Source organism: Nocardia sp. NPDC050799, from assembly GCF_040654015.1.
In the GTDB taxonomy this organism is placed as follows: Bacteria; Actinomycetota; Actinomycetes; order Mycobacteriales; family Mycobacteriaceae; genus Nocardia.
Genome location: NZ_JBFAHF010000075.1, coordinates 1 through 8,699, shown reverse-complemented (window position 1 = coordinate 8,699; position 8,699 = coordinate 1). Strand labels below are relative to the sequence as shown.

General features: G+C 66.8%; 7 protein-coding genes. 4 read left to right on the top strand and 3 right to left on the bottom strand.

All coding sequences use genetic code 11. The features are described from left to right. On the bottom strand, positions 1-956 hold a 956-nt coding region (locus AB0H42_RS35130), incomplete at its 3' end, for an AI-2E family transporter (protein ID WP_357064062.1). Between AB0H42_RS35130 and AB0H42_RS35125 the strand changes: the two genes are divergently transcribed. Further along, positions 935-1,741 carry a DUF1269 domain-containing protein gene (locus AB0H42_RS35125; protein ID WP_357064059.1) on the top strand — a complete coding sequence of 269 codons (807 nt, stop codon included), beginning with the start codon at positions 935-937 and terminating at the stop codon, positions 1,739-1,741. The genes AB0H42_RS35130 and AB0H42_RS35125 overlap by 22 nt on opposite strands. A 57-nt stretch (positions 1,742-1,798) precedes the next feature. Here AB0H42_RS35125 and AB0H42_RS35120 read toward each other — a convergent pair whose 3' ends face one another. Continuing rightward, on the bottom strand, positions 1,799-3,043 hold the full coding sequence (locus AB0H42_RS35120) for a cation:proton antiporter (RefSeq protein WP_357064057.1): 1,245 nt from the start codon (positions 3,041-3,043) through the stop codon (positions 1,799-1,801). 12 nt (positions 3,044-3,055) lie between these two features. Then, complete coding sequence (locus tag AB0H42_RS35115; RefSeq protein WP_357064055.1) at positions 3,056-4,606, bottom strand: DUF1254 domain-containing protein; 1,551 nt, start codon at positions 4,604-4,606, stop codon at positions 3,056-3,058. A 246-nt stretch (positions 4,607-4,852) separates the two neighbouring features. Between AB0H42_RS35115 and AB0H42_RS35110 the strand changes: the two genes are divergently transcribed. The 3 genes from AB0H42_RS35110 (at position 4,853) to AB0H42_RS35100 (ending at position 8,440) form a co-directional block, all read left to right on the top strand. Next, positions 4,853-5,809, top strand: a complete 957-nt coding sequence (locus AB0H42_RS35110; protein WP_357064053.1) for a hypothetical protein — start codon at positions 4,853-4,855, stop codon at positions 5,807-5,809. A gap of 345 nt (positions 5,810-6,154) precedes the next feature. Then, positions 6,155-7,726, top strand: a complete 1,572-nt coding sequence (locus tag AB0H42_RS35105; RefSeq protein ID WP_357064050.1) for a DUF1254 domain-containing protein — start codon at positions 6,155-6,157, stop codon at positions 7,724-7,726. Between the two features lie 582 nt (positions 7,727-8,308). Next, a complete protein-coding gene (locus tag AB0H42_RS35100; RefSeq protein ID WP_357064047.1) occupies positions 8,309-8,440 on the top strand; it encodes a hypothetical protein in 132 nt (43 codons plus the stop codon). Positions 8,441-8,699 lie beyond the last annotated feature (259 nt).

The window sequence follows — 8,699 nt, the reverse complement described above, 5'->3', positions numbered from 1 at the left end:
AGCGGTCCGAGCACCCATGACCACAGCACCAGTGACAGGAATGTGAACGTCACTGTCAGTCCTACTGCGTCGCCGACGAATTTGGGTTGGATGACAGACTGGATGATCACGTTGATCACGCTGTAGACGACGATCACCCACAGCATCAGTACCGGGCCACCGTCGAGCAGGGCCAGCAGCGCGGGTGGGATCACTCCGATGACGAAGCCGACGTTGGGGATGTAGTTGGTGATGAACGACAGCAGCCCCCACAGGATCGGCAGCGGGATGCCCATCAGCCACAGTGCGCCGGCGTCGATCACGGCGACGATCAGGCCGAACACGGTGGAGACCACTAGGTAGCTGCGTGTGTTGTGGGCGAAGGAGGTGAATGCCGAAGTGATGTCGGGGCGTATCCGGTTCAGTGTGTTCAGTCGCCAGGTGTAGGTGGCTGCGTCGGCGGACATGAACAACAGCAGGGCGAATACGAAGAACAGGTTCGAGAAGACCGCGAGGGTGCTTTGCAGGATCACGCCGACCAGGTCGGCCACTTTGGACATGTCGATGTCGGTGAACATCTGCTGCACCTGGTCGGAGCCGATGCCGCGTGATTGCAGTGCGGAGCGTGCGTTGCCGACGAGTTCGTCGAACTTGTCGGAGTACTCCGGCAGCAGGGTCGATAGTTGCGCGATCGAGAACACCAGGGCGAAGACGAGGACCAGCAGGATCCCCCACACGGCCAGGATCGCGACGATCGTGACGAGCCAACCTGGCCAACCCCTGCGTCGCAGTGCGTTGGGTAGCGGCTGCACCGCGACGGTGAGTATCAGGGCGAGGAAGACCGGGCCGATGATCTCGGCGAACGCCTTCATCGCGGTGAGGACCACGACCAGGCTCGCCGCGCCCAATAGGACGGTGACCGCGCGCGGCATCGCCGGTTTCGGCATGTTTGCCGGTGACGCAGATACCGAACTCATCGCTACCTACTCTCGTCGATGTTTCCGGCCTGTCGACGAGCTCGATCCTAGGTGCGGCCTCACCCGCGACGGGTGAGGCCGCGCCGACGAACCGCCTCGCCGACGCGGGCCATCTCGCCGGCGAGGCCGACTCGGCCTTCGAGCATGACTTCCGGCGGGGTGGGGAACCGCCGGATCACGTCTCGATTTCATCCTGCGCGGGTGATGACCGGGTGCTGGCGGGTGAGAAGTCTTGTTCTGTGGTCGACCGGCCGCGCGCACGCCTGAGGGAGGACACGATGGGCAAGAGCGACGAAACATTCATCTACCTCGCGACATATCCGGATGAGGCCACGGCCCGAGCCGACTACCAGGTCGTCAAGGACTTGCACACCGGAGGTTTGGTCGGCTCCTATGACGCGGCGGTCGTCACCAAGGACGCGGCCGGCAAGGTGCACGCGAACAAGGACGAGACCGCGACGCGTCACGGTGCGTGGGGAGGTATCGCGGCGGGCGCGGTCCTCGGTGTGATCTTCCCGCCGGCCGTCCTGGCCTCGGCGGCCCTCGGCGGCCTCGTCGGAGGCGTGAGCGGGCACCTCGCCAAAGGTATGTCACGCGCGAGGGCCGAGGAGCTCGGTGATTTCATCGATCCCGGTCAGGCCGGCCTTGTCGTCGTCGGCGAGCTGAAGGTCAAGGAAGCAATCCAGAAAGCGGTGACCAGAGCCGAGAAGGAGACCGCCGAGGAACTCGGCGTCGCACCCGAGGACATCGACCGGGCTCTGCAAGAGGCCGCGAAGGGAATGTAGGGGCAGGCCGCGGCCGGCACCGACTGCGGATGAGGGGGTGCCGGGCCGGGCACCCCCTCATCCGGTTTCCCGGGCCGGCTGTTCCTCGCTTCGGGGGTGGCGGCGTGCCCAGGTGGCATAGCGGTCGGCCAGGGGGGCGGCGCTGAGTCCGTGGGCCAGGACCGAGAGCCCGATCGTGGCGATGGCGGTGGTCAGGAGTAGTTGTTCGTGGGGCAGTTGTTCGTGTTCTTCGAGGATGAGGATGGCGAACACGATGGTGGCGAGCCCGCGAGGCCCGAACCAGCCGAGGAAGGCGAGGGTCGGGACACGGGGGTGTGTGCCGATCATCGACAGCGCGACCGGGACCATCCGGACTACGGTCAGGCTCAGCACCGCGTAGCCCAGTACCGCCCAGGACAAGTGGCCGAGGGCGGGCCCGAGTAGCACGGCACCGAAGACGATGAAGGTTACGGCGTTGAACAGGTCACCGGACCCGTCGAGCAGCCCCGATTCGTCGGTGTCGTCGGCGTTGCGGCGGCGGATCGTCCCGAAGACCAATCCACCGACGAATGCCGCGATGAAACCGGACCCGCCCAGCGGCACGGCGACGGTATAGGCGAGCGCGGCGGCCGCGACGGGAACGATCTGCGCCCACAGCGGGTCGATCGTGCGACGCTGCTGGGCAGTGACAAGCACCGTCGCGGCTATCGCCCCGGCAGCCAGGCCGGCCACGATGCCGTAGCCGATCTGTTCGGCGACCAGCTCGGCGGCGGCGCCGTGGCCGATCGCACCGGATTCGGCCTGCGCGACGGCCAGCACGATCAGGAACAAGGGCACGCAGATCCCGTCGTTGAGGCCGCTTTCGACGTTCAGACCCTGCCGCACCCGCGACGGGAGAACCGGTAGGGTGACCACCGCCTGCCCCAAGGCGGCGTCGGTGGGGGCCAGGATCACCGCGAGCAGCAGCGCTTCGGGCCAGGCCAGGTCACCGAGCACAACCACCGCGACGGCGAAACCCGCCGCGATGGTCAACGGCAGACCGATTCCGAGTAGCCGGGCGGGAAGCGAGATCTCGGCACGCAACTCGGTCAAGCGCACCCGGGAGGCATCGGAGAACAGCACCAACGCCAGCGTCACCTCGGCCAGCAGTTTCACCGTCTCGGCGGTGGCTTCCACATCGATCAGCCCCACCGCCACGCCCCCGAGTACGAGACCACCGGCAGTGAAGATGATCGGCGCGGTGACCGGCGTACCCGCGATACGACCCGAGACCGCCGCGAAGACCAGCAGTATCGCGGCGATCGCGGGTAGCGCCCACGTCACCTGCCCGCCGCCTTATCGGGCTCGGTGGATCTCGCCGGGTTGCCAGGTCTTGTCGAAATAGGACTGCAGCGGGCTGTAGAGACGCAGGATCACGAAGAACCCCTTGTCGGGATCGCTCTGGATCCAGTTCCCGTCTCCGACACCGTCGGGTTTCTGGGGCGCGAAGTGGATCGTGGTCGTCCCGTCGGCGTCGGGGGCGGCGGCCGGGGTGGGGTAGCTCTGGCTGCCCGAACGGGGGAAGCGTTGCGGGGTTTGCAGCATCGAGCGGGTCTGGTTGTCGTAGAGGGTGATCGACCAGAACCGGGCCGCGGGGATATCGGGTGGCAGCGTCACTGTGTAGGACTGGGCGCCATCGAAGTACGTGCCGTCGCTGTCTTTGTATGCGACCAGGTATTGCGACCCGATACCGGTCAGCCGCATGCACATTGCGGGGGAGATACCGGTGAAGCCGTAGAAGAACAAGGTCCGCACGTTCAACTTCCGTGCCCCGCCGCGCGGGAACGGTTCGATGCCTTTGTCGGTGACCAGCGGCGGTGGGGTCTCGAATGTGTAGCCGCCCGGGAACAGCATGTTCGTCCACGCCGAGTCCGGGTAGAACCGCACCCCCTCCGAGTCGCGGGCGTCGAACAACAGTGCCCGGGCGCTCGCGTGACCGATGGCCGCGGCTTCGTCCAGGATCTTGCGCATCCGCGCGTCGGGCGCGAACGGCCGGCCCTTCACGATGCCGATCGCAGCCAACTGCCCCAACGTTTCGGCGTCGGTAGCGGTCGCGGGCTGTTCCTGAACCATGGCGTTGAGCAGCTCGTAGAAGCCGAAGTCGGAGGGGGGAATCGTGTTGAACGCTTTCCCGCTCGCCTCCACGAACCGTGTTTCCGGCGGTTGTGACCCTTTGCCTGCGGGGACTTCGCCCTCCAGCAGGGTCGCGACGCTGGTGCCGTAGCCGCCCGGGGTGTAGGGGTAGATCTTCAGGGTTTTCTTGATCACCTCGACCGTCGGCTTCGGGTCGTCGTCCTGCAGGAACGACCGGCCCAGAATGATGGCTTGGCGGGTGCCCGAATGCCCGATGTGGAAGCCGCTGTCCGGTAGGGGGCCCTCGTAGTCGGGGGGAACGAGCAGGAATCGGCCGCCCTCGCCGCGGTCGGGGCCGGGCAGACCGAAGTCGATGATCCAGTGGAACCACATATCGTCGAAGATGCCCAGTGCCATCGGCGGGGTCTCGACCACCATGGGTCCGCCGGTGAGATCGACGACGCCCACGTAGTAGACAGTGTCGGCGTTGGCGGTCAGGAACAACGACTGGGAGTCCATCAGCTCCGAGAAGATCACGACGGTGTTGTCCTCGGCGCCGATACTGCGGAAACCTTCACGCAGCGCCCAGGTCGACGCACCCTGGAAAGCGTTGAGGAAGACCTCGACCCCGCGGATCAGATCGAGGTTGTCATAGACCTTGTCCACGGTGTCACGGCTCGGCGCACCGTCGGTGAATTCCAGCGCCCCCAGCCGGGTCTCGAGGACGTCGGGAACGGCTATCGATGCCGGAGCGGTCTCATGATCGATGCTCATCTCTGGGTAATCCCTTCGATCCGGGGCGGGGCGATGCAGGCCGGCCGACCGGCGCGGGCACCCCTGTGTCACTGCGGTTCGGCCGGCGCCAGCGCCCTATCCGCCCCAGCCTTCTCCCCCGGTGGCGGCCCGTGCCTCACCCACGGCGGGTGAGGCATATCCGGCACGGTGTGAGCCACGCTCGGAGAAGGACTGTTCGCCGCAGTCCCCCACAACAGCGGTGCACCGAGCCAAAGGGGAAATTCGATGACCACAGATTTCTGTGAGCGCGCCCGTCGACTGCGCAACGCGGTAGAGCCCCTGGCAGCCGGGGTGTATTTCGCGCCGGAAGCACACCAGGCCTACGCCGCCCTCGGTTTCGACCCCAGCCCCGTCACCCAGGACGGTGTCGCCCGCCCGGAGATGACGGCATACTTCACCAGCCGCGCAGCCTGCATGGGGCACATCCCCGGCGAAGTCGCCGCCGCCGCGTTCGGCTGCTTCAACCCGCAAGCCGTCGTACCCGACCTCGCGGCCGGCTGGCAGATCACCGACCGCGACACCATCCTCACCGCCCGCGAACAATCCGCGACCGCCATGCTGACCCGCGTTTTCGGCGAACACCCCGACGGCCTCACCCGCGCCACCGACCTGCTGCGCCGCGCCGCCGCGGCAGCCCCCCGGCCCGGCCATCCCATCCACAGCGGACTACGCTCGCTCGGTTTCCCCGACCACCCGATCGGCGCCCTGTGGCGCGCCGCGGACCTGGTCCGGGAACACCGCGGCGACAGCCACGTCATCACCTGGGCGGTCGGCGGCGCCGACGCCGTCGAAATACTGCTGCTGACCGAACAATGGTGGGGGCTGCCCGCCCGCTCCTACACACCCTCACGCGGCTGGACCACCACCGACATGGACGCAGGCTTCCAACGACTCGCAAAACGCGGGCTCATGACCGGCGACGAGGAACTCACCGACGCCGGCCGCGCATTCCGCGAAGAAATCGAAGTCCGCACCGACGAACTCGAACGCCCCCTGCTCGACACCCTCGGCGACGACCTCGACGAACTGCTGTCCTACCTCGACCCCTGGTCCGAAGCCATCATCACCGCCGGCTCCTACCCTCAACGGATCGCCGGCGTCTACAACGTGGGCGGCGGCCCCCACTTCGGCTCCGGCCTGACCATCGACACCGCCACCCAGCACTACCAGACCAACGTCTGACCAACCCCACAGGTGTGGCCCACAGCGCCGCCGCAGACATTCACCTCCCGGGGCGATCGCCGCACCGCGAAGGCGGCTCGCGCCACACACCGATCCGAACGCCGCCAGATACGACCGCCTTGTCACACCAGGTCCCTGCGACAAGCCGGACAGTCCGATCTGTGTCCGACCCGTATGTGCACAACCTGACTACGTCGATTGCGGTAGCGACCCGACGGGGATGAAAGCCCTCCGGGGCGATCTCACCCCGATCAGGTGAAGAGAACGAACACACCCTCATCTAGGTTTGCCCCGAGTTCACTACTGCGCGGGCCGATGTTCGTAGAACCTCTGGAAGGAACCGCAATGCCACCCGACGCTGCAGCCAAGACGCCCGTGCCCGGCGCGATCACGACAGCGTCGAGCGTGAAGACCGGGATCGGGACCCTGGAGTTCGCCGACGGCTACCCGAAGGGTGAGACCGCGGCGACGCTGCGCGACCACCTGGATTACCTGCACGGCGTCGACACGTTCATGAACACCATCCAGGGGGTGTCCGTGTTCGCCCTGCGGAAGGGGTTCCAGGACGCCGGCATCGCGGATGGCGACGTGCTGATCTTCTCCGAGTTGATGGATTCGCGGTCGTTGTTTCTGACCGGGAACGCCGACACCGTCTACTTCTGGTCCTTCCACGACCTGTCGCAGGGACCGCTGGTGTTCGAGACACCGTCCGATGTTCTGGGCCTCTTCGACGACTTATGGTTCCGCTGGATCAGCGACTTCGGCCTCCCCGGCGCGGACCGCGGCAAGGGCGGCACCTACCTCCTGGTCGGCCCCGGCTACGACGGGCCGCTGCCCGAGGGCGGCTACTACATCCGCCACTCGCGCACCGACCACATCACCTTGATCGGCCGGGCGTTCATCAACGAGAACCCCGGCAACGATCCCGCCCCGACCGTGGCCCGGATCAAAGAACAGCTGAAGATCTACCCCTACGCCCCCGGCGGTCTCGGCAGCAGCATCGGCGCCTACCTGACGGGCAAGGGCCCACTCGGCAAGCCGGCCACTCCGCACAGCCCCCGGTTCGTGGAGGGGACCGGTCTGGCGATGAACACCATCCCGCCCAACGACTTCGGCCACTTCGAGATGCTCGACGCCTTGGTGCAACTCGAGTCGGCCGCGGCGCTCGACACCGAACTGGCCGGACAGTTCGCCGCTATCGGGATCGTCAAGGACGAGAAGTTCGCGCCCGACGGTCGGCTGCGGAAGATCCTCGACGACGCCGCGGCCGTAGGCAACGCCGCGTCCCGGACACTGGGGATGGGTGCGTCCCCCACCGAGGGCTTCCGCTACTACGACGGTGACACCGCGTGGTGGAACATGCTGTTCGTCGGCGGGTTCGAGTTCACCAACCCTCCGCCCGAGATCACCCCGGAAGGCGTCGAGCCCTACCCGAACAAAGGCGCCCGCCGACTGCACTCCCGCACCTCGATGTTCTACACCGCCACCGCCATCACCCCGGCCATGTGTATGCGGCTGACCGGCGTCGGGTCGCAGTACCTGGTCGCCAACCTCGACGCCGACGGTCAACCCTTCGACGGGGCGAAGACCTACCGGGTGCGGCTCCCGAAGGACATCCCGGCCGCCCGCTTCTGGTCGCTGAACCTCTACGACAACCAGACCCGCTCCCTGCTGCAGACCGAGCAGCTCTACCCCCGCGCCGGCAGCCAGGCATTCCCCTCACCCGCCGCGGAGGCCGAGGCGGACGGCTCCACCGTCGTGTACTGCTCGCCCACCCGTCCCGACGGAGTCGCCGCGGGCAACTGGATCCAGACCGACCCCGAGAAGGGCTGGTTCGCCATTCTGCGCTGCTACAGCCCGCTGCAGCCTTTCTTCGACAAGACCTGGAGGGCCGGCGAGTTCGAGCCGGTGGCCTAACCGCCGTCGTCCTACGTCCAACAAAAGGAAGCAAACCGGCCGAATTGCAATCGCCGACGGCAGCCGCCGAGAGCGCCGCGGTCGACCCCATCGGCCCAACAGGTGGCACGACCCGAGACCAGGTCACCCGCACCACAGAACTCACCAGAACAGCCCCACCGATCCCGCCTTGAACACCGATGTCGACGTCCGGACAGCCCCGGCCCGCGCACTCCGTCGCTACGAGCGACCATTCGCCGAGAGGCGTTTGTCAGACGTCGACTCTTCGACCAGAACGCCACGGAGCCCACCCACCCGGCGGCGTTCCACGTTTCCTGCCCGCCAGCAGGAACCACTCGGTCGAACCGGCACCGACCACATATCCCTGGTGCCCATATGGGCACCAGGGATCCCTATCCGCTGGGCTCGACGCGAACGAGCGTCCCCAACGGCATCGAAAATGGGTACCGACCTGCAGCGGAGTCATCGACCGACTCCACTACCGACCGGTCTTCGTCGGGATCGATCTCACACACGACGAAGATCGGCTCACCGGACTCCCCGCCCCTGCGGCGTGTCCTGGACCCACCGACCCCGGTCCTGGTGGATCTCAACCTCGTCCTCGCCCCCGCGCCGGGGTTTCGCCGCGACGCCATCTCGATGCGCACCAAGACCGCCGGCCTCGACACCACCGCCACCGTGCCCGGCCTGCTCTGTGCCTGGGCCGATCCATGACAGGCGGGTGGATCGGTTTTGTGCACCTCGCGATACCCACCGGAGATCGGCGCGGCTACCGTCGAAACCCTGCAGTGGTGTCCCGCCGACGTTTTGACGCGGCGGGAACCATGAGAGCGGCCGCCGCTCGATGAACGGGACACCTTCGTGGAACCGCCAACCTGGTGTCCCGCGCCGGGAATTCGTTGCAAATATGAGGCGAGTCGTTCGAGGATTTCGTCGGAGGTCTTTGTCCAGACGAACGGTGTGGGGTTTTCGT